The 19,960-nt window shown below is 62.7% G+C and carries 17 protein-coding genes; 7 read left to right on the forward strand and 10 right to left on the reverse strand.

Annotated elements, in window-relative coordinates:
- Positions 1-22: 22 nt before the first annotated feature.
- The 7 genes from nusA (at position 23) to CL52_RS04455 (ending at position 8,771) form a co-directional block, all read left to right on the forward strand.
- Positions 23-1,504, forward strand: coding sequence for a transcription termination factor NusA (gene nusA / locus CL52_RS04425; RefSeq protein ID WP_043218764.1), 1,482 nt, complete (start codon positions 23-25; stop codon positions 1,502-1,504).
- 30 nt (positions 1,505-1,534) lie between these two features.
- Entirely contained in the window at positions 1,535-4,036 is a 2,502-nt protein-coding gene (infB, locus tag CL52_RS04430) for a translation initiation factor IF-2 (RefSeq protein ID WP_041111218.1), read from the forward strand.
- Between the two features lie 121 nt (positions 4,037-4,157).
- A complete protein-coding gene (gene rbfA / locus CL52_RS04435; RefSeq protein WP_041111216.1) occupies positions 4,158-4,547 on the forward strand; it encodes a 30S ribosome-binding factor RbfA in 390 nt (129 codons plus the stop codon).
- 2 nt (positions 4,548-4,549) lie between these two features.
- A complete protein-coding gene (truB, locus tag CL52_RS04440) occupies positions 4,550-5,467 on the forward strand; it encodes a tRNA pseudouridine(55) synthase TruB (RefSeq protein ID WP_043218767.1) in 918 nt (305 codons plus the stop codon).
- Between the two features lie 110 nt (positions 5,468-5,577).
- Complete coding sequence (rpsO, locus tag CL52_RS04445) at positions 5,578-5,847, forward strand: 30S ribosomal protein S15 (protein WP_003293213.1); 270 nt, start codon at positions 5,578-5,580, stop codon at positions 5,845-5,847.
- Between the two features lie 167 nt (positions 5,848-6,014).
- A complete protein-coding gene (gene pnp / locus CL52_RS04450; protein ID WP_041111212.1) occupies positions 6,015-8,123 on the forward strand; it encodes a polyribonucleotide nucleotidyltransferase in 2,109 nt (702 codons plus the stop codon).
- Between the two features lie 258 nt (positions 8,124-8,381).
- Entirely contained in the window at positions 8,382-8,771 is a 390-nt protein-coding gene (locus CL52_RS04455; RefSeq protein ID WP_041111210.1) for a BON domain-containing protein, read from the forward strand.
- A gap of 41 nt (positions 8,772-8,812) precedes the next feature.
- Here the strand turns inward: CL52_RS04455 and CL52_RS04460 are convergent, their stop codons facing one another.
- The 10 genes from CL52_RS04460 to CL52_RS04505 form a co-directional block, all read right to left on the reverse strand.
- The gene (locus CL52_RS04460; protein WP_061340570.1) at positions 8,813-9,088 is read right to left on the reverse strand and encodes a DUF2845 domain-containing protein; all 276 of its coding nucleotides are present in this window, start codon (positions 9,086-9,088) and stop codon (positions 8,813-8,815) included.
- A gap of 41 nt (positions 9,089-9,129) precedes the next feature.
- Entirely contained in the window at positions 9,130-9,429 is a 300-nt protein-coding gene (locus CL52_RS04465) for a DUF2845 domain-containing protein (protein ID WP_043218771.1), read from the reverse strand.
- Positions 9,429-12,311 carry a DUF748 domain-containing protein gene (locus tag CL52_RS04470; protein WP_043218773.1) on the reverse strand — a complete coding sequence of 961 codons (2,883 nt, stop codon included), beginning with the start codon at positions 12,309-12,311 and terminating at the stop codon, positions 9,429-9,431. The genes CL52_RS04465 and CL52_RS04470 overlap by 1 nt, the downstream gene beginning before the upstream one ends.
- 86 nt (positions 12,312-12,397) lie before the next feature.
- Positions 12,398-13,273, reverse strand: coding sequence for an oxygenase MpaB family protein (locus CL52_RS04475; RefSeq protein ID WP_043218775.1), 876 nt, complete (start codon positions 13,271-13,273; stop codon positions 12,398-12,400).
- A 19-nt stretch (positions 13,274-13,292) separates the two neighbouring features.
- Positions 13,293-14,960, reverse strand: a complete 1,668-nt coding sequence (gene pgi, locus CL52_RS04480; protein WP_041111200.1) for a glucose-6-phosphate isomerase — start codon at positions 14,958-14,960, stop codon at positions 13,293-13,295.
- A gap of 201 nt (positions 14,961-15,161) precedes the next feature.
- Positions 15,162-15,542 (reverse strand): aspartate 1-decarboxylase, encoded by a 381-nt coding sequence (gene panD, locus CL52_RS04485; RefSeq protein ID WP_041111198.1) that lies wholly within the window; start codon positions 15,540-15,542, stop codon positions 15,162-15,164.
- Between the two features lie 78 nt (positions 15,543-15,620).
- Positions 15,621-16,484 (reverse strand): pantoate--beta-alanine ligase, encoded by an 864-nt coding sequence (gene panC, locus CL52_RS04490; protein WP_043218780.1) that lies wholly within the window; start codon positions 16,482-16,484, stop codon positions 15,621-15,623.
- Entirely contained in the window at positions 16,481-17,281 is an 801-nt protein-coding gene (gene panB, locus CL52_RS04495; protein ID WP_043218782.1) for a 3-methyl-2-oxobutanoate hydroxymethyltransferase, read from the reverse strand. The genes panC and panB overlap by 4 nt, the downstream gene beginning before the upstream one ends.
- Positions 17,282-17,438: 157 nt before the next feature.
- Entirely contained in the window at positions 17,439-17,933 is a 495-nt protein-coding gene (gene folK, locus CL52_RS04500) for a 2-amino-4-hydroxy-6-hydroxymethyldihydropteridine diphosphokinase (RefSeq protein ID WP_043218785.1), read from the reverse strand.
- Entirely contained in the window at positions 17,933-19,327 is a 1,395-nt protein-coding gene (locus CL52_RS04505; RefSeq protein WP_043222943.1) for a polynucleotide adenylyltransferase PcnB, read from the reverse strand. The genes folK and CL52_RS04505 overlap by 1 nt, the downstream gene beginning before the upstream one ends.
- Positions 19,328-19,960: the final 633 nt, after the last annotated feature.

The raw sequence follows: 19,960 nt of genomic DNA on the forward strand, positions 1-19,960 counted from the left end.
ATTGCGATAGGCGAGGCGTACGATGAGTAAAGAAGTACTGCTAGTTGTAGAGTCGGTATCCAACGAAAAGGGCGTGCCGGCCAACCTGATATTCGAAGCGCTCGAATTGGCCCTGGCGACCGCCACCAAGAAGCGCTATGAAGACGAGGTCGATCTGCGCGTGCAGATCAATCGTCAGAATGGAAGTTACGAAACCTTCCGCCGCTGGACGGTGGTCGAAGAAGCGGATTTCGAGGATCCGGCTCACCAGCTGACCCTGGACATGGCGCAGGAGCGCAAGCCCGATGCGAAGATCGGAGATGTACTCGAGGAAAAGATCGAGTCCATCGAGTTCGGCCGCATCGCCGCGCAGACGGCTAAACAGGTCATCGTGCAGAAGGTTCGCGAGGCTGAGCGTGCGCAGGTCGTCGAGGCTTATCGTGATCGCGTTGGCGAGATCATTTCCGGCACGGTGAAGAAGGTCACACGCGATAGCGTGATCGTCGATTTGGGCAATAACGCTGAGGCGTTGCTGGCTCGCGAAGACATCATCCCGCGGGAAACCTTCCGTGTTGGTGCTCGGATGCGTGCGCTGCTGAAGGAAATCCGTACGGAGAATCGTGGCCCGCAGCTGATCCTGTCGCGTACGGCCCCGCAGATGCTCATCGAACTGTTCCGTATCGAAGTTCCGGAAATCGCCGAAGGGCTCATCGAGGTCATGGCTGCCTCGCGTGATCCGGGCTCGCGCGCGAAAATCGCTGTTCGTTCCAAGGACAAGCGTATCGATCCGCAAGGCGCCTGTATTGGCATGCGAGGCTCGCGCGTACAGGCCGTCTCCGGCGAAATCGGCGGCGAGCGCGTCGATATCGTGCTGTGGGACGAGAACCCGGCCCAGTTCGTGATCAATGCTATGGCGCCGGCCGAAGTCGCTGCGATCATCGTCGACGAAGATGCTCACGCCATGGATATCGCTGTGGCCGAGGATAACCTCGCCCAGGCCATTGGGCGTGGCGGTCAGAACGTGCGCTTGGCCAGTCAGCTGACTGGCTGGACGCTGAATGTGATGACCGAGTCGGATATCCAGGCCAAGCAGCAGGAGGAGACCGGCGACATCCTTCGTCACTTCGTAGACGAACTGGACGTCGATGAAGAGCTGGCGCAGGTACTCGTCGAGGAAGGCTTTAGCACCCTCGAAGAAATCGCCTATGTCCCGATGGAGGAAATGCTTGGCATCGACGGCTTTGACGAAGATATCGTCAATGAGCTGCGCACCCGCGCCAAGGATCGTCTGCTGACCAAGGCGATTGCCACCGAGGAGAAATTGGCCGACGCCCAGCCGGCGGAAGATCTGCTCGCGCTGGAGGGCATGGACAAGGAATTGGCAGTCGAGTTGGCAGTCCGCGGCGTTGTTACCCGCGAAGACCTGGCCGAGCAGTCGATCGATGATCTGCTCGAGATAGACGGCATCGATGAAGAGCGTGCCGGCAAGCTGATCATGGCCGCCCGAGCCCATTGGTTCGAGTGAGTTAATTAAGCGGCCTGAGGAGAGAAATGCATGACGCAAGTCACGGTGAAAGAACTGGCCCAGGTGGTCGACACACCGGTCGAGCGCCTGCTTCAGCAGATGCGCGAAGCGGGACTGTCGCACACCAGCGCCGAGCAAGTAGTGACCGATAACGAAAAGCAGGCTCTGCTGGCGCATCTGAAGAGCAGCCATGGAGCCAAGGTGGACGAGCCGCGCAAGATCACGCTGCAGCGCAAGACCACCACCAAGCTGAAAGTGGGTGGCAGCAAGACCATCAGCGTCGAAGTGCGCAAGAAGAAGACCTTCGTCAAGCGCAGCGCCGATGAAATCGAGGCGGAAAAGCAGCGCGAACTCGAGCAGCAGCGAGCCGCCGAAGAGGCCGCGCGCGCCAAGGCTGAGGAAGAGGCTCGCCTGCGCGCAGAGGAAGAGTCCCGTCGGCAGGCTGAAGAGCGCGCCCGCGCCGAGGCCGAGGCGAAGCCCGCACCCGTTGCACCGGCTGCTGCGGTAGAAGCGCCTGCGCCGGCGGCTGAGGAGCGTAAGCGCGAGGAGCCCCGCCGCGTGGAAGAACCGCGTCGCACGGAAAAGGCGCGCGACGACGATGAGCGTCGTGACCGCAAGCATGCGCAGCACCGCCCGTCGCTCAAGAGCAAGGCGCCGCTGACTCGCACCGTGCGCAGTGGCGACGACGACGCCGACGGTTTCCGTCGTGGCGGCCGTGGCGGCAAGTCCAAGCTCAAGAAGCGCAATCAGCATGGCTTCCAGAGCCCGACCGGGCCGGTGGTGCGTGAGGTTTCCATCGGCGAGACCATCACGGTGTCGGAGCTGGCGCAACAGATGTCGGTGAAGGCCGCCGAAGTCATCAAGTTCATGTTCAAGCTTGGTTCGCCGGTCACCATCAATCAGGTGCTCGATCGCGAAACCGCTCAGCTGGTAGCGGAAGAGCTGGGGCACAAGGTCAAGTTTGTCAGCGACAACGCGCTCGAAGAGCAACTTGCCGAATCGCTGAAGTTCGAAGGCGAGGCTGTTTCCCGTGCGCCGGTGGTGACGGTCATGGGCCACGTCGATCACGGCAAGACCTCGCTGCTCGACTACATCCGTCGCGCCAAGGTTGCTGCGGGCGAGGCGGGTGGTATCACCCAGCACATCGGTGCCTACCACGTGGAAACCGACCGTGGCATGGTCACCTTCCTCGACACCCCCGGTCACGCAGCATTTACCGCCATGCGTGCGCGTGGTGCGAAGGCGACCGACATCGTCATTCTGGTGGTGGCGGCCGACGACGGCGTGATGCCGCAGACGCAGGAAGCTGTGCAGCATGCCAAGGCAGCCGGTGTGCCGATCGTGGTCGCTGTGAACAAGATGGACAAGCCGGAAGCCAATCCGGACAACATCAAGAACGGCCTGGCTGCGCTCGACGTGATCCCCGAAGAGTGGGGTGGCGATGCGCCCTACGTCCCGGTTTCGGCCAAGGCCGGTACCGGTATCGACGAACTGCTCGAAGCGGTCCTGCTGCAGGCCGAGTTGCTTGAACTCAAGGCGACGCCGACCGCGCCTGGTCGTGGTGTCGTGGTCGAGTCGCGTCTGGATAAGGGCCGTGGCCCGGTAGCCACCGTGCTGGTTCAGGACGGTACGCTGCGCCAGGGCGACATGGTCCTGTGCGGCGTCAACTACGGCCGTGTTCGGGCGATGCTCGACGAGAATGGCAAGCCGATCAAGGAAGCCGGGCCGTCCATTCCGGTCGAGATCCTCGGCCTCGACGGTACGCCTGAGGCCGGCGACGAGCTGATCGTGGTGGCCGACGAGAAGAAGGCGCGCGAGATCGCCCTGTTCCGTCAGGGCAAGTTCCGCGAGGTCAAGCTGGCCCGTGCGCATGCCGGCAAGCTGGAAAACATCTTCGAAACCATGGGCCAGGACGAGAAGAAGACGCTGAACATCGTCCTCAAGGCCGACGTTCGTGGCTCGCTGGAAGCGCTGCAGAGCTCGCTCGGCGACCTGGGCAACGAGGAAGTGCAGGTGCGCGTGATCGGTGGCGGTGTCGGTGGTATCACCGAAAGCGACGCCAACCTCGCGCTGGCATCCAACGCCGTGCTGTTCGGCTTCAACGTGCGTGCCGATGCGGGCGCCCGCAAGATTGTCGAGCAGGAAGGCCTGGATCTGCGTTACTACAACGTCATCTACGACATCATCGAAGACGTCAAGAAGGCGCTGTCCGGCATGCTTGGCAGTGATGTGCGGGAGAATATCCTGGGCGTCGCCGAAGTCCGCGAGGTGTTCCGTTCGCCGAAGTTTGGCGCGGTCGCCGGCTGCATGGTCCTCGAGGGCAACGTCTACCGCAACCGTCCGATCCGCGTGCTGCGTGACGACGTGGTGATCTTCGAAGGCGAGCTGGAGTCGCTGCGTCGCTTCAAGGACGATGTCGCCGAAGTGCGCGCCGGCATGGAGTGCGGTATCGGCGTGAAGAGCTACAACGACGTGAAGGCTGGCGACAAGATCGAGGTATTCGAGAAGGTCGAAGTGGCGCGTTCGCTATAACCACCCAGGCGGCAAGCTCAAGCGGCAAGCTTCAAGTGCGACCTGTTCCACTTGGCGCTTGCCGTTTGGCTTTGCGGCTCGATGAATTCCAAGCCTGCAGCTTGCAGCTAGAGGCAGTTTTATGGCCAAAGACTACAGCCGAACCCAACGTATCGGCGATCAGATGCAGCGAGAGCTGGCACTGTTGATTCAGCGTGAAATCAAGGATCCGCGCCTCGGGCTGGTGACCATTACCGGGGTTGACGTCACCCGTGACCTGTCACACGCCAAGGTATATATCACCGTGATGGGCAAGGATGACGACGAGCAGGCGATCTCCACCAACCTGCACATTCTCGGCGAGGCGTCCGGATTTCTTCGTATGCAGCTGGGCAAAGCAATGAAGGTTCGCACCATTCCCCAATTGCACTTTCTATACGATGCGAGCATTCGCCGCGGCGTCGAGTTGTCCTCGCTCATCGAGCGCGCCGTGGCAGAAGATCGCAAGCACGGCGAAGGGCGCGAGGAGTAAGCGTGGCTCAGGTCAAACGCATTCGTCGCTCGGTGAGCGGCATCATCCTGCTCGACAAGCCGCGCGGCTTCACCTCCAACGCTGCGTTGCAGAAAGTGCGCTGGCTCCTCAACGCCGAAAAGGCTGGTCACACCGGCAGCCTGGATCCGCTCGCGACCGGGGTGCTGCCGCTGTGCTTTGGCGAGGCGACGAAGTTTTCGCAGTACCTGCTCGATGCCGACAAGGCCTACGAGACGGTGGCACAGCTCGGCGTGACGACCAGCACGGCCGATGCAGAGGGCGACGTGCTCGAGCGCCGTTCGGTAGCGCTGTCCGCGGCCGACATCGAAGCCGTGTTGCCTCGTTTCCGCGGCGATATCCAACAGGTCCCGCCAATGCACTCGGCGCTGAAGCGCGATGGGCAGCCACTCTATAAGCTGGCCAGAGCGGGAGAAGTAGTGGAGCGTGAGGCGCGTTCTGTTACCATTACGCGCCTCGAATTGCTGGAGGTGATCGGCGACCGTGTGCGGCTCGCGGTTTCCTGCAGCAAAGGCACCTACATCCGCACCCTGGTCGAGGATATCGGCAGAGCGCTCGGCTGTGGTGCGCATGTGGCAGAGCTGCGGCGGACCCAGGCGGGTCCCTTCGTTCTGGCTGACACGGTCAGTCTTGAGGCGTTGGAGCAGGCTCACGGCGAAGGTGGCAGCGAGGCGCTCGACCGTTTCCTGAAACCGGTCGATTGCGGTTTGCAGCATTGGCCATTGCTGAGCTTTTCCGAGCACAGCGCCTACTACTGGCTACATGGCCAGCCTGTACGCGCGCCGGATGCGCCAGCTTTTGGCATGGTTCGAGTGCAAGATCAAAACGGACGCTTCATCGGAATCGGTGAAGTGTCGGACGATGGGCGTGTAGCGCCGCGTCGGTTGATTCGGTCGGAATGACCGATCGCCTCCGTTATGGGGGCGTTGAGGGTGGCTGTCAGCAGGCACGGTCATGCCTCTTACTACTCACACGGGAGCCTATCCCGGCCTGTTCACTCAAGGAGCCCATCATGGCACTGAGCGTTGAAGAAAAAGCCCAGATCGTTAACGAGTACAAGCAAGCTGAAGGCGACACCGGTTCTCCGGAAGTGCAGGTAGCCCTGCTGACCGCCAACATCAACAAGCTGCAGGACCACTTCAAGGCCAACGGCAAGGACCACCACTCCCGTCGTGGTCTGATCCGCATGGTCAACCAGCGTCGCAAGCTGCTGGATTACCTGAAGGGTAAGGACACCACTCGTTACAGCACCCTGATCGGTCGTCTGGGCCTGCGTCGCTAAGACGCTGCGAGCTGGAAGCCTGAAGCTGGAAGCCTGAGGTTGAGAGTTGGAGCCACGCTCCGCTACAGCTTCGGGCTTTCGGCTTTTTGGTTTTTGCAGGAGTGATCGGGCCGACTCCCGAGGTTCCTGCCGATTTCCCCAAAGGCAACAAAGAGAAGGAAAACACCGTGAATCCGGTAACCAAGAAATTTCAGTTCGGTCAGTCGACCGTAACCCTGGAGACTGGCCGTATCGCCCGTCAGGCCACCGGCGCCGTGCTGGTCACCGTCGATGACGACGTGGCTGTGCTGGTCACCGTGGTAGGTGCGAAGAATGCCGATCCGAGCAAGGGCTTCTTCCCGCTGTCGGTCCACTATCAGGAAAAAACCTACGCAGCCGGCAAGATTCCCGGCGGCTTCTTCAAGCGTGAAGGGCGTCCGTCGGAAAAGGAAACCCTGACTTCGCGCCTGATCGACCGGCCGATTCGCCCGCTGTTCCCGGAAGGCTTCATGAACGAAGTGCAGGTAGTCTGCACCGTCGTTTCCACCAGCAAGAAGACGGATCCGGACATCGCATCGATGATCGGTACTTCTGCTGCGCTGGCCATTTCGGGCATCCCCTTCGACGGTCCGATCGGCGCCGCCCGCGTGGCGTTCCACGAGAGCACCGGCTACCTGCTGAACCCGACCTACGAGCAGCTCAAGGCCTCCAGCCTCGACATGGTCGTGGCGGGTACCGAGGAAGCGGTGCTGATGGTCGAGTCCGAGGCCCAGGAGCTGACCGAAGACCAGATGCTCGGCGCCGTGCTGTTCGCCCATCAGGAGTTCCAGGCCGTCATCCAGGCTGTCAAGGAATTCGCCGCCGAGGCTGGCAAGCCGAAGTGGGAGTGGAGTGCCCCGGTCGAGAACACCGCGCTGCTGTCGGCCATCAAGGCCGAGTTCGGCGAGGCGATTTCCGAGGCCTACACCATCACCATCAAGCAGCAGCGTTACAGCCGTCTGGATCAGCTGCGCGAGCAGGTCATCGCCCGCTTCGCCACCGAGGGTGAAGGCCAGCCGAGCGTCGGCGAGGTCAAGGAGGCGTTCGGCCTGCTGGAGTACCGCACCGTTCGCGAGAACATCGTAAACGGCAAACCGCGTATCGATGGCCGTGACACCCGTACCGTGCGCCCGCTGAAAATCGAGGTCGGGGTACTGCCCAAGACCCACGGTTCGGCCCTGTTCACCCGTGGTGAAACCCAGGCGCTGGTTGTTGCGACCTTGGGTACCGCGCGCGATGCGCAGCTGCTCGACACGCTGGAAGGCGAGAAGAAAGACGCTTTCATGCTGCACTACAACTTCCCGCCGTTCTCCGTCGGCGAGTGTGGTCGTATGGGTAGCGCCGGCCGCCGCGAAATCGGCCATGGCCGTCTCGCTCGTCGTGGCGTCGCCGCCATGCTGCCGTCGGCCGATGAGTTCCCCTACACCATTCGCGTGGTATCCGAGATCACCGAATCGAACGGTTCGAGTTCGATGGCTTCGGTGTGCGGTGCCTCGCTGGCGCTGATGGACGCCGGCGTGCCAATGAAGGCGCCGGTAGCCGGTATCGCCATGGGCCTGGTCAAGGAAGGTGACAAGTTCGCCGTACTGACCGACATTCTCGGTGACGAAGACCACCTGGGCGACATGGACTTCAAGGTTGCCGGCACCGCCAACGGCGTAACCGCGCTGCAGATGGACATCAAGATCCAGGGCATTACCGAAGAGATCATGGAGATCGCTCTGGGGCAGGCGCTGGAAGCACGCCTGAACATCCTTGGTCAGATGAATCAGGTCATTGCCCAATCGCGCAGCGAGCTGTCGGCCAACGCTCCGACCATGCTGGCGATGAAGATCGACCAAGACAAGATTCGCGACGTGATCGGCAAGGGTGGCGCCACCATTCGCGCCATCTGCGAAGAAACCAAGGCCTCGATCGACATCGAAGATGATGGCTCGATCAAGATCTTCGGCGAAACCAAGGAAGCGGCAGAAGCGGCCAAGCAGCGCGTGCTGGGCATCACTGCCGAAGCCGAAATCGGCAAGATCTACGTCGGCAAGGTCGAGCGCATCGTCGACTTCGGCGCCTTCGTCAACATCCTGCCGGGCAAGGACGGTCTTGTGCACATTTCGCAGATCAGCGATCAGCGCATCGAGAAAGTCACCGACGTGCTGAAGGAAGGCCAGGAAGTCAAGGTGCTGGTGCTTGACGTGGACAACCGTGGCCGCATCAAGCTGTCGATCAAGGACGTCGCGGCAGCCGAAGCTTCGGGCGTCTGACCGTCTCGTTGCGTAAGAGAAAGGGCCTTCGGGCCCTTTTTTCGTATGAGCTGACGGCGGATATCACGTGCAGTTTGCAAGCCGGACGGTAGGCAAAATTGCACTCTGCAACAGCCAGTCAGCCACTTTGGTTTATCAAGTTACTGATTTAAAAGGGAAATAATTTTCTACGAAACCTGGCACGTCGGTTGCGACTCTGAACAAGAGAGCGGGGCGGGAGCAAGAGCCCCGTAAACCACGAGAACAGGAGTGACAGCTATGAAAATTCAGACCCTTACCGCTGCCGCCGTTGGTGCTGCTCTGAGTGTTTCGGTCGCCGGATACGCGATGGCAGCCAGCACGCCTGCCATCGACGACAGCCAAGCGACTATGCTCGCGGCCAATGACGCCTCCCGGGAGGCTGAGCACGCCATGGAAGAGGCAGGCGATGCTGTCTCCGATGGCTGGATCACCACGAAGGTGAAGTCCGTGCTGCTGGTCGAAGACGCGACCCCGGGCATGCAGATTGAAGTCGAAACCAAAGACGGTGTGGTATCGCTTTCCGGCACCGTAGCGACCGAGGCCGAGAAAGAGGCTGCGATCGCCAAGGCCAAGGGCATCAAAGGCGTACGCGAGGTGGCTGCCGACGGTCTGAAAGCCGCCGACTGACCGTTAGCCTGTACTGAAACCCCGCGCCATGGCGGGGTTTTTTATTGGCCCCGCTGGCTGTCAATGTTGCGCAGCCGGCCTCCCTCGAAGCGTAGGTAGTGGTACATGCCGTGGGTGGGGCCGTAAACCCATTCCTCGACCGCGACTTCCTGGCGGAACCCATAGTCGTCGACGATCTCCTTGTAGCCGGTCAGCGAGCGTCCCTGTGGTTCGCCACACTTGCCCAGGACCTCCGAGGTGGACGCATCCAGGCTGACCAACCGACTTCCACAGCGGTATGTCGAGCCTGCCTCAACGACGGCACTGAGGAGCAACATAAGGGGCAGCATGGCAAGCGCAGCTAGGCGCACGCGCGTTCTCACTGTGCCCGCCGGGTTTCGACCCGGATCAGTCGATTGGCTTCAAAGGTCAGGATGCTGAGCATCCCGTTGCTTGGCCCGTACACCCATTCCTCAAGGACGAACTCGCGTCGGTCGTTCGGACCGAGCGTATAACCTATCGGCGTGCGATGTGTCGGTGGACCGCACTTGCGCTCCACTTCGAAGCTGCGGTCGCCGCTGCTGACCAGCTGGCTGCCACAGCGAAAGGTGTCGGCCGCGGCGATCGAGGGGGCCGCGAACAGCGAAACCAGCACCAGCTGCCATGCCAATGACTTCATTACTCACTCCCGAGATGCAACACAACGGTGATTTCGCCATCAGGTTGCGCGTCGATCGTGCCGGTGTCCAGCAGGTAGACGCGTTGCGGATCCAGGCCCAGGTCGGTCAGCTGGTTCTTGATCGTAGCGGCCCGCTCGCGTGCAAGGTTGCGCAAGAGTATGGCGCTCGACGACCAGGAGTCGATGACCGCTTCGCGCAACTGCTGGGCACGGGCGTCCTCCTCCAGTTCGCGCCACTGTTCTGGTGGCTGGCGTCCGAGGCGACTGCGATAGATGCCTTCGAGCAACGCCGGTTTCTCGTCGTCGGCGACGACGAGCTCGTCTTCGCTGCCCGGCACCTTTTCTCCGCGGCGTTGCAGCACGCGGTAGAACGTTCTCTGATACTCGCGTTCAAGTCGCTGCTCGGCCAACGCCCTGCCTTCGCTGGCCGCGCTGCGGCCCTCTACCTCCAGCGCCAGTTGCGGGCGTTGTTGCAGCGCCTGGGCCAAGGCTTTCAGGTTGGCGCGTGCCTGGGCGTCGAGTTCGCTGCTTGCTGGAGCAAACGCAATCTGACTGAGATCCTCCTGTCCGCCGTCTACCAGCCCGGCAAGGAATTTGAACGGAGCCTGGGCGGCGCGCAGGACAAGATTGCGTAGCGTCTGCCAGATGATCGGTATGACGCTGAACTGCGGATCGTTCAGGTTGCCCTGGACCGGCAGCTTGATGTCGATCGTGCCGTGGGTGTCCTTGAGCAGGGCGACCGCGAGGCGGACCGGTAAGTCGACGGCATCGGGACTGTCGACCTTCTCGCCGAGCTGAAGCTGCTCGAGTACCACCCGGTTCTGTGCGTCGAGTTGCCCCTGCTGGATGCGGTAATGCAGGTCCAGGTTCAGACGGCCTTTGCGAATACGATAGCCGGCGAATTTGCTGGAATAGGGCGTGAGCGTAGTCAGCTCAACCTGGCGGAAGCTGGTCGCGATATCCAAGCGCTGCAGCGGGTCGAAGGGCGTCAGGCTGCCCTTGATGGCGACCGGCGCATAGCGGTCGACCTTGCCGGTGATATCGACCGGCGCGGCGGGCTGCTGTTGATTGTCGAGCGTGCCGATGTGGCCGTCGAGATCCTGAATGGCGGTGGCGAACGGCGGGCGCAGGCTGAAATCGGCAAAGTTGGCCGAGCCATCGGTCAACCGAATGCCACCAATATGCAGCGCCAACGGGGCGCTGGCCGGGCCGGCCGGCGCGGCAGCGGCTGGTTCTCCAGGCTGGTCGACCAGCAGCTCGTTGACGTTCGTGCTCAGGTCCGGGTTGATGATGAAGCGCGCATATGGCTGATCGATATCGACCGTTTCGATGGCCAGTCGCTGGGGTTGGTGCTGATAGTCGATGCCTTCGAGCCGCAGTCGCTGCCATTTGACGAAGTCGCGGTCCTTCAGCGTGTCGAGCGTATGCAGTTGGGTGATCTCGGCCGTACCGGTTGCCGAAAAAGCAAGCGGTTCGGCTCCATCCAGCGTCAGCTGCAGGTCGCTCGAGAGCATGCCGCTGCGCAGTTCGAGTCGAATGAAGGGGGCGAGATAGGCCTGCGCCACGCGCAGATCGAGATCCCGGGTGCGAACGTCGAGCCGACCGCTCAACGGAGCCAGTTGCAGCTCGCCAGTAGCCTGCAGGTTGCCCTGGCGACCGATTCCGGTATCCAGATCGACCTTGAAAGGCGTTTTTCCTTGGCTGTCGAACTGTCGAAGTGTGAGCTTCAGGGGTGCGAGTTCGAGGGCAACCTCCTGCTCGGGCACGCGGTCAGTCAGGTGGATGCGATAGTCGGCCAGCTGCGCCTCGCTCAGTTGAATCCGCCAGGCGGGCTCGCTCGGTTGCGCGGCAGGTGTCTTGCTGTCCGTTCCTGTCGGCTCGGCGAACAGCCGCTGCCAGTTCAGTGCACCGTCCTGCTCGCGTATGACCCAGGTTTCCAGCCCGGCGCTGCGCACTTTGCCGATTTGCAGGCGCTTATCGGCCAGGTCGAGCTTTGTTTCCGCGACTTCGAGGCGCTCCAGGCGCACGAGTGGATTGCCCTGCAGGTCATCGATCGCCAGCGGCGCGAGCGTGGCGTCCAGGTCGAGCAGGCGCAGCTGGAGGGCCTCGCTCAAATCCAGTTCGTAGCGCGTACTGGCGCTGAGCGTGCCGCGCTCGAGAGCCAGGGGCGCTGCGTCGCGGACGTATGGCCAGAAGTCCGCCAGCGCCACGGAGTCCACGGTCAGGCTGCCACTGGAGCGCAGTGGAGCGAGGTTCAGCTGGCCCTGCCAACCGATGTGCCCGCCGCTTGGGCCAGAGGCCGCCAGCGTGGCGTCGGCGGCCCCATCCTCCCGGGTGACGAGGTTGTGCAGCTCCAGATTCAGCTCGTCGTAAAGCAGGTCGATAGGCTCGCTGGGGCGCTTATCAATGAAGCGCAATTGGCCGGCGCTGAGTCGGAAGCGGTCCAGTTGCAGCGGAAATACCTCGCCTTCGGCGGCCGGCGTCTCGGGCTCGGATTTTTGCTCGGGGGCTCTGAACAGCTGGGCCAGGTTGAAGGTACCGTCCTTGGCAAAGCGCAACTGCGCTCGCGGTGCCTCCAGGTGCACTTCGCTCAGGTGCAGGGTGCGCCGGAACAGGCTGTCCCAGGCGAGATCGACATACAGGTGATCGAAGCCGACGTCGTGTTGCTCGGCTGTGCCCAGTGACAGAGCGAAGACATCGAGCTCAAGGCTGAACGGGTTGAATTCCATTCGCGCCAGGCTCGCCGGAACGGAGGCGTATACGGCGAGCTGCTGGTTGGCGATGCGCTGAGCGAGCCCGGGCAGGATCAGAAAGCCGAGCAGGGCGTAGCAGATGAGTGCGGTTGCCGCGGCGATCGCCAGGCGCTTCAGACCGTTGCGCATTTGCCAAGGTTTCCTCTGGATAGGTTGGCTTGGAGTATGGCACGTCGTCCCGGTTCCTCATGCGATCGGCGCCGCGCTGCGGCTGCTCAACGTGGCGGTAATCCCATGCGACGTCGTGCCCGATGCACCGAACCGTTGCGCACCGCCCAGCGCAGCACGCCCGCCGTGGCCCGGACCTGATGACGGATCAGCCAGCGTCGCGCCGGTGACATCGAGATCCCGAACATCTCGCAAGCCCATTGCGGAAGCAGCTCGATGCCGGCCCTGAGCATCAGTCTGGCGAACGGTTGCGCCAGGCGACTGGGTGCCGGGGCGGCAAGCAGGATGCGAAGAATTTCGTGCGAGCGGTGATCGCAAACCAGCTCGCCGCGAATGGCCTGCAAATAGCCAGCGGTCGCCTCGCGGGTGGTCGGCACACTGGTAGCCCCGAGCCGTCCGGCAATCATCGAAACCTCGGCGAGATAGCGATCCTGGTCCGCGGGAGGCAGAGCGGAATTGCGGTAGCGCAGATGCGCCTCGAGAAAGCAGCTGACTTCGGCTACATGCACCCAGGTCAGCAACTCGGGGTCCGATGCCGCATAAGGGCGGCCGTCCTCGGCCTGTCCGGTGACGCCCAGGTGGATACGACGAACCCGTTCGAGCAGTCGTTCGGCATCATCGGTGCTCGCAAAGGTGGTTCCGGCGATGAATTGCCCGGTGCGGCGAAGCCGGCCAAGGAGATCCTCGCGAAAGCGTGAATGGTCCCAGACACCGGCCAGCGCCAGCGGATGCAGGGCTTGCAACAGCAGCGCGGCAATGCCGCCGACGAGCATCGAAGTGAAGTCACCATGGACGCGCCAGCAGAGCGAATCCGGACCGAAGAGGCCGGGGTCGCCCGCGGGTGATTCGTAGTCGATGCCCGGCAGGGCCAGCCCGGTCAGGCTGAGCACCTGCGTTTCGATGTGCCGGCGGAGCCGCTCCACGATGCTCGGGGCGGCAACGTCAGCCGCGGTGGCGGCCGCGGAAGTAGTCGATCAGGCCTTGGGTAGACGCATCCTCGGCCGCCGAGCTCTCGTAGCTGGTCAGACGGTTGTAGACGCCCTTGCCCAGTTCCTTGCCCAACTCCACGCCCCACTGATCGAAGGAGTTGATACCCCAGATCACGCCTTGCACGAATACCTTGTGCTCGTAGAGCGCGATCAGCGCACCCAGGCGCCCGGGGCTGATGCTCTCCATCACCAGGGTGTTGCTCGGGCGGTTGCCCGGAATCACCTTGTGCGGTGCCAGCCGGGCGATCTCGGCTTCGGCCAGGCCCTTGGCGCGGAGCTCGGCCTCGGCCTCGCTACGGGTCTTGCCAAGCATCAGCGCCTGGCTCTGCGACAGACAGTTGGCGTAGAGCCATTCGTGGTGATCGGCGACGGGGTTGTGGCTGACCACCGGAACGATGAAGTCGGCCGGTATCAGCGGGGTGCCCTGGTGCAACAGCTGGTGGTAGGCGTGCTGGCCGTTACAGCCAACACCACCCCAGATGACCGGGCCGGTGCTGCAGGATACGGGGCTGCCGTCCTGGCGCACGCTTTTGCCGTTGGACTCCATGTCCATCTGCTGCAGGTGCTTGACGAAGTTGCGCAGGTAATGGTCGTAGGGCAGGAAGGCGTAGCTCTGTGCGCCCCAGAAGTTGTGGTACCAGATGCCAAGCATCGCCAGCAGGACCGGCATGTTGCGCTCGTAGGGCTCGTGCAGGAAGTGCTGGTCCATGCTGTAGGCGCCGGACAGCAGGTCCTTGAAGTTGTGCATGCCGATGGCAAGAGCGATCGGCAGGCCGATCGCCGACCAGAGTGAATAGCGCCCGCCAACCCAGTCCCACATGGGGAATACGTTCTTCTCGCGGATACCGAAGTCGATCGCTGCCTGTTTGTTGCTGGTCACCGCGATGAAGTGCCGGTAGAGCTTTTCTTCGCTGCCGCCGCGAGCGAGATACCAGGTTCGTGCGGCCTGGGCGTTCTTCAGGGTTTCCAGGGTGCCGAACGACTTGCTCGAAACGATGAACAGGGTGGTTTCCGCATTCAGATTCGCGGTCACCTCGCGGAACTCGCTGCCGTCGATGTTGGCCAGGTAGTGGCAGCGCACGCCGCTTTGCTGGGTGAACGGCAGCAGGGCCTCGGACACCAGCTGCGGACCAAGGAAGGAACCGCCGATACCGATGTTGACCACGTCGGTGATCGGCTTGTCGTTGTAGCCCCGCCAGAGATGGTTGTGGATACGCCCGACGATATCCGTCATCTGCGCCAGGGAGCCGTGCACTTCGCGCATCAGGTTGTGGCCGTCGACCATCAGGCTGTCGCCGAGTGGGCGGCGCAGGGCGGTGTGCAGTGCCGGGCGCCGTTCCGAGGCATTGACCGGTTCGCCGTTGAACATGGCATGGGCCGCCTGCTCGACGCCCGCCTCACGGGCCAGGTTGACCAGCAAGGCGCGGGTTTCGTTGGTAATCAGGTTCTTCGAGTAGTCGAGAAAGAGTCCACAGCAGGAGACCGATAGCTCGTTGAAACGCTCCGGGTCCGCCTGGAAGGCCTCGCGCATGTTGAAGTGCTGCATGGCCAGGCGGTGCTCTTCCAGAGCTTTCCAGGATGGCAGGGCGGTGACATCGAGAGGGTTCAGGTAATAGCTCATGATGAGGCGGCTTCCTTTGCTATGTCGGGCCATCATATGGCAATGCAGGAGGGCGGTAGCAATGCATGGCCGGCGCTACCGCCGAGTCTGCTCAGACCTGTGCCGTGCCGCTGTGTTCCGCAGGTTCTTGGCGGCCTGGTCGATACGAAAAAGCCCGAAGCACAGACTGCGCTTCGGGCTTTCGGGCATCGCCGTGGCAGGTCAGGCAACCTGGACCGGAATGGCGTTGCTGGTGTGGCTGAGGTCGCCATCGGCGCCCATGTACAGCACGTGCGGCTTGAAGTTCGCCAGCTCGGCTTCGCTGTAGTGGGCGTAGGCGCAGATGATCAGCCGGTGGCCGACACCCGCCTTGTGCGCGGCGGCGCCGTTGACCGAAATGATCTTCGAACCTTCCTCGCCGCGAATGGCGTAGGTGGTGAACCGCTCGCCGTTGTCGACGTTGTAGATCTGAATCTGTTCGTACTCGCGGATCCCGGCCAGGTCGAGCCACTCACCATCGATGGCGCAGGAGCCTTCGTAGTCGAGTACGGAATGGGTCACCACGGCGCGGTGCAGTTTTGCCTTGAGCATGATGGCGTGCATGGCAGGGTCCTCCGGGGGCGCAAGCGGCGCAGAGTGTGCCCGAAGCCTTGGGTGTGTTCAAGGCTGCGGGAGGGCGGTTCAGTGGGCGGTCGTGCCGGTTTCCACCAGGATGTTGTCGAGCAGGCGTGTCCTGCCGAGAAACGCTGCTACGAGGATGGCGACCTCGCGCGAGTGCTGATCGGCCGGCTGCAGATCGACGGCGTTGCGCAGCTCCAGATAGTCCGGACGTAGCCCTGCCTGGCGCAGGCGGTTCAGGCCGCGCTCGACCAGCGCCGAATAGTCGCGCTCGCCACCGGCAATCGCATCGCGCAGTTCGCACAATGTGCGATACAGTTGCGGGGCGATGGTCCGCTCTTCCGTGGTCAGGTAGCCGTTACGCGAGGACAGCGCCAAGCCGTCGTCGGCGCGCACGATCGGTTCGGAGATGATCTGCACCGGCATGTTCAGGTCGCGCACCATGGTGCGGATCACTGCCAGCTGCTGGAAGTCCTTTTGGCCGAACACGGCCAGGTCGGGCTGCACCATGTTGAACAGCTTGGTCACCACCGTCGATACGCCATCGAAATGCCCAGGCCGACTGGCCCCGCACAGCCCCTCGGACACACCGGGCACGCGCACCAGCGTCTGGTCTGCCTGATCGTGGGGGTACATTTCCTCGACACTGGGGGCGAACAACAGGTGGCAACCGGCGTTGACCAGTTTTTCCTGGTCGGCGGCCAGTGTCCGCGGATAGCTGGCCAGATCCTCGTTGGGACCGAACTGCAGCGGATTGACGAAAATGCTGGCGACGACGAAGTCGGCGCGTTGGCCGGCCTTCTTGATCAGGGCGATATGCCCGGCATGCAGGTTGCCCATGGTCGGCACGAAGCCGATACGCTTGCCCTCGCCGCGGGCACGCGCCACGGCGGCACGCAGATCGGCGACGGTCTTGACGATGTTCATGCGGAAAACTCGTGTTCGGCTGCAGGGAACTCGACCGCTTTCACGGCGCGGACATAGGCGGCAATGGCGGCCGGAATGCTGTTCTGTGCCTGCATGAAGTTCTTCACGAACTTCGGTACCCGACCGCTGAGCGAAAGGCCGAGCATGTCATGCAGCACCAGAACCTGCCCATCGGTGGCGCTGCCGGCGCCAATGCCGATCACCGGGATGCGAACCGCTTCGGTGATGCGGGCCGCCAGCTCGCTGGGCACGCATTCGAGCAGCAGCATGGCCGCACCGGCAGCCTCCAGGGCACGGGCATCGGCGAGCATCTTCTCGGCCTGCGCCTCGCCCCGGCCCTGCACCTTGTAACCGCCGAACAGGTTGACCGCCTGTGGCGTCAGGCCCATGTGCGCGCAGACGGGGATGCCGCGCTCAGCCAGCTGGCCGATCGATTCGGCCAGCCAACCGGCACCTTCGAGCTTGATCATGTGCGCTCCGGCCTGCATCAGCATCGCGGAATTGTTCAGCGTCTGCTCGAGCGTGGCATTGGCCATGAACGGCAGGTCGGCGACGATCATGGCGCCGCGGTTACCGCGTTTGACGCTGGCTGTGTGATAGGCCATGTCGGCAACACTCACCGGCAGCGTGCTGTCGTGACCTTGCAGGACCATGCCGAGCGAGTCGCCGATCAGCAGCATCTCCACCCCCGCATCGCATGCCGTGCGGGCAAAGGTGGCGTCGTAGCAGGTCAGCATGACGATCTTCTCGCCCTTCTGCTTGAGCCCTTGCAGTGTGGTCAGGGTTACGTCTGGCATGAGCCGTCCTCTTCGGGGCCTCTGAGGGGTCTGTCGCCGGGCCGTGCGCAGCTGCGTGCGACAATCGGTACCAGCAGAGGGCGCTTATACTCGGGTTGACGCCCAGCTAAGTCAATGATGGGTGTTACCCGGGTGTTACGGTCGTTACCGCAATGCGTTACAGATCGGTCGCCAAGCGTTCCAGTCCGGTGAAGGGGCACGCGGCGATCAGCTCGTCCAGCGTACGGCCGTCCGGAAGGCGAAAGCCGGTGGGCACGAGCTCGGCCAACGGATATAGCACGAAGGGACGCGCGTGCATGTGGTAATGCGGCACGGTCAGTCGCGGCTCGCTCAGCGATCGATTGCCGAACAGCAGGATATCCAGGTCAAGGGTGCGCGGGCCCCAGCGCTCGGCCTTGCGTTGACGCCCCTGGGCGAGTTCGATCGCCTGCAGTGCATCGAGCAGTTGCAGCGGCGCAAGCCCGGTATCCAGTGCGGCGACCGCATTCACATAGCGCGGCTGGTCACTTGGCCCGAGTGGATCGCTGGCATAGAACGAGGAGACCGCCATCAGCTCGGTATTCACGATGCCGGCGAGCGCGGCGATCGCATCGCGGAGCTGCTGCTCGGGTTCCGCCAGATTGCTGCCCAGCCCGATATAGGCGCGCTCCATCAGTCGGCCGCGGCCGGCGAGCCACTGCCGCGACGGCGACGCCCCCCACCGCTGCGGCGGCGTTTGCGCGGGGCGCCGCCTTCGTCGCGGCTGCTGAGCTCGCGAATCATGTGGCGGCGCTCGCTGTCGTCGACGTCCTGATAGCGCGTCCACCATTCGCCAAGGCCGTGGGTCTGTTCGCCAGCGCTCTCGCGCAGCAGCAGGAAATCATAGCCGGCGCGGAAGCGCGGATTCTCCAGCAGCTGATCCGCGCGGCGGCCCTGCCGGCGCGGCAGGCGTTCCTGCATATCCCAGATCTCGCGCATCGGGATGGTGAAGCGCTTGGGAATCGCAGTGCGCTGACACTGTTCCCAGATGATGTCGTGCGCCGCCTCTTGCATGGCGGGGATCGGTGGCATGCCGCGATCCTGCAGCTCGAGCACGCGTGCCGGCAGGGCGGGCCAGAGCAGCGCAGCGAACAGGAACGCCGGTGTGACCGGTTTGCCCTGCTGGATGCGCAGATCGGTATTGGCCAGGGCGTTGCGGATCAACGTCTCGGCATAGTCGGGGTTGCGCTCGAGCGCCACGGCGGTTGCCGGGAACAGCGGTGCGAAGAGCCCATATTCCTGCAGCAGGTCGAAGGTCTGCTCGGCACGACCGCCCATGAACAGCTTGAGGACCTCTTCGAACAGTCGTGCCGCCGGGATGTCTTCCAGCAGCTCGGCGAGGTCGTGAATGGGTTCGGCACTGTGCCGTTCGATCTCGAAGTCGAGCTTGGCGGCGAAGCGTACGGCACGCAGCATGCGTACGGGGTCTTCCTGGTAACGCTGCTCGGGATCGCCGATCAGCCGCACCAGACGATTGCGGATGTCATGCACGCCGTGGGTGTGATCAAGGATGCGCTCGGTGCTTGGATCGTAGTACAGGGCATTGATCGTGAAGTCGCGCCGCTGGGCGTCGTCTTCCAGCGTGCCGTAGACGTTGTCGCGCAGAATGCGCCCGCTTTCGTTGCGAGCGGCCTGGTGTTGGTCCTGCTCCTCGTCCTCATGCGGGTGGTGGGCGCGGAACGTAGCCACCTCGATGATCTCGCGGCCAAAGTGCACGTGGACGAGTTTGAAGCGGCGGCCGATTACCCGCGCGTTGCGAAATTCGGCGCGCACCTGCTCCGGCGTGGCGCTGGTGGCGACGTCGTAGTCCTTGGGGTCGAGCTTGAGCAGCAGGTCGCGGACACAACCGCCGACGACGTAGGCCTCGTAGCCGGCCTGTTGAAGGCGCTCGACGACATTGACGGCGTACCGGCTGATTTCGTTTCGATGCAGCGAGTGTTGCCGGCTGGTCAGTATTTCGGGAGAGCGTCGGGCGTGCGGGACGCGGCGCAGGGGAAAGCGAAATGACTGGAACAGCTTTTTCAGCATGAGGGAGGCACTGTTGGCGAGATAGCGGAACGGCACGCGAATGCCGGCAAACGTGCGCGGATTCTAGCACCGGGTAGCAAGCGATGGTGAACGAAGGAGGCGGGGGTGTCAAAACTGTGAGGCGATAGCACAGAGGGGAGCCGAAGCTCCCCTCTGGAAAGATTGTCGCGTGCTGTTGTTATTGTTCGCAGGCGTTTGTTTTTGTTTTCGCCTGTTCCCAGAGATCAGTATCGCTGGGAAGAACGCTCCGATCAGGAGCCAATAGCAAACGGATTTCTTTGGTCGCTGAGTTGCCTGTCGGCCGGTACGGGTACTGCTTTCATGCAGTTCTTGTTCTTCTCGGTCCGGTCAGCTGGCCAGTGGCCTCGGCAAGTCCTCTCCAAAAGAATCAGTTAGCTGCGCCTCCGCGTTGTTGTCGTTGTTTTGCTGGAGCCGTTACGTCTTGTTCTTATTGTGGGGTCGCTTGTTATTGTTGTTGTGCCATGTAGTAAGCAGGTGGCGTGCCACTTTTGGAAAAGTCTTATATTTCAGGTGGTTACGTAATCTTGGGAGGTACAAGGCAATAAAAAACCGGGTTCTTCGTTACCGATGAACCCGGTTCCCTGTTACTCGTCGCTGCGGCGGTAACACCTG

Source organism: Stutzerimonas balearica DSM 6083, from assembly GCF_000818015.1.
In the GTDB taxonomy this organism is placed as follows: Bacteria; Pseudomonadota; Gammaproteobacteria; order Pseudomonadales; family Pseudomonadaceae; genus Stutzerimonas; species Stutzerimonas balearica.

Excerpts from the sequence above, each read along its gene's own strand:
- panC (WP_043218780.1), bottom strand. The coding sequence starts at position 16,484 with ATGAACATCGTCAAGACCGTCGCCGATCTGCGTGCCGCCGTGGCGCGT.
- CL52_RS04470 (WP_043218773.1), bottom strand. The coding sequence starts at position 12,311 with ATGCGCAACGGTCTGAAGCGCCTGGCGATCGCCGCGGCAACCGCACTC.
- panD (WP_041111198.1), bottom strand. The coding sequence starts at position 15,542 with ATGCACGCCATCATGCTCAAGGCAAAACTGCACCGCGCCGTGGTGACC.
- rpsO (WP_003293213.1), top strand. The coding sequence starts at position 5,578 with ATGGCACTGAGCGTTGAAGAAAAAGCCCAGATCGTTAACGAGTACAAG.
- folK (WP_043218785.1), bottom strand. The coding sequence starts at position 17,933 with ATGGAGCGCGCCTATATCGGGCTGGGCAGCAATCTGGCGGAACCCGAG.
- rbfA (WP_041111216.1), top strand. The coding sequence starts at position 4,158 with ATGGCCAAAGACTACAGCCGAACCCAACGTATCGGCGATCAGATGCAG.
- nusA (WP_043218764.1), top strand. The coding sequence starts at position 23 with ATGAGTAAAGAAGTACTGCTAGTTGTAGAGTCGGTATCCAACGAAAAG.
- pgi (WP_041111200.1), bottom strand. The coding sequence starts at position 14,960 with ATGAGCTATTACCTGAACCCTCTCGATGTCACCGCCCTGCCATCCTGG.
- infB (WP_041111218.1), top strand. The coding sequence starts at position 1,535 with ATGACGCAAGTCACGGTGAAAGAACTGGCCCAGGTGGTCGACACACCG.
- CL52_RS04465 (WP_043218771.1), bottom strand. The coding sequence starts at position 9,429 with ATGAAGTCATTGGCATGGCAGCTGGTGCTGGTTTCGCTGTTCGCGGCC.
- CL52_RS04460 (WP_061340570.1), bottom strand. The coding sequence starts at position 9,088 with ATGTTGCTCCTCAGTGCCGTCGTTGAGGCAGGCTCGACATACCGCTGT.
- CL52_RS04455 (WP_041111210.1), top strand. The coding sequence starts at position 8,382 with ATGAAAATTCAGACCCTTACCGCTGCCGCCGTTGGTGCTGCTCTGAGT.
- CL52_RS04505 (WP_043222943.1), bottom strand. The coding sequence starts at position 19,327 with ATGCTGAAAAAGCTGTTCCAGTCATTTCGCTTTCCCCTGCGCCGCGTC.
- panB (WP_043218782.1), bottom strand. The coding sequence starts at position 17,281 with ATGCCAGACGTAACCCTGACCACACTGCAAGGGCTCAAGCAGAAGGGC.